At 62.1% G+C, this 737-nt stretch carries 1 protein-coding gene; it reads right to left on the reverse strand.

The genetic code is table 11. The annotated features are described in order from the left end of the window. Positions 1-737, reverse strand: a 737-nt coding sequence (locus tag HMPREF2690_RS06240) for a hypothetical protein (protein WP_083320326.1), incomplete at both ends; no start/stop codon positions are given.

Here is a 737-nt window from a genome sequence, read left to right on the forward strand (position 1 = left end):
CTTGGCCAAATCACGCTGCTTCTGATTCGCCAAACGCTGCGTGCGATACAAGTTCACCGCACCGGCCTGCGGATGAAACGCCGCCACCTCTAACGCATCACCGAACTGGGAGGCCAAAAACTCCGCACCCGTCATGGTGGTGCCATCGGTCATGGCCAACAGCACATCATCACCATTGCCATCCAAGATGCGCAGGTAATCCGGCAGCGGCACCAACACCGTCGGGCGAGGCGCTGCGGTTGCGACCTTGCCCTCGCCGAAGAAGATCCCAATGAGGTTCTCGGCAATCTGGGGTGCAGCCGGACGATCCTGATCAATCCCTAACCGACCAGCGTGCTCCATATCGGAAATTTCTCGCTCGTCATAGGTTAAGTGCAGGGTACGTTTGCCGTTTCGTGACGGCCCGAACTTCGCCGCATCCACCGCCGGTGTCTTATCCGCCGGCACCAACGTACGGGCTGCAGCCTCAATCGCCCGGTAGCCACCTTCGACCTCAAGCAGGGCAAGGCGCAGTGCCCACCGCTGGGAGGCATCTTTCACCGGTGCGATGCGTCGCTCGATCAGAGCCAGCTCGTCGAGGGAGAAACCCCGAGCCCGCGTAGCGGCCACCGCCTGTTTGCGCGTGAACTTGGTGCGCCCGAAGTACACGTCGCGCAGCCGCGACCAGGCACGCGCACGATCCGGAGCGAAGCCCGAGGCGAGTGCAACCTCAAGGTCGAAGTCAGCCAGCGTCTCTA

Origin of the sequence: Corynebacterium sp. HMSC034E11, from assembly GCF_001835905.1 — a bacterium.
Classification (GTDB): Bacteria; Actinomycetota; Actinomycetes; order Mycobacteriales; family Mycobacteriaceae; genus Corynebacterium; species Corynebacterium coyleae.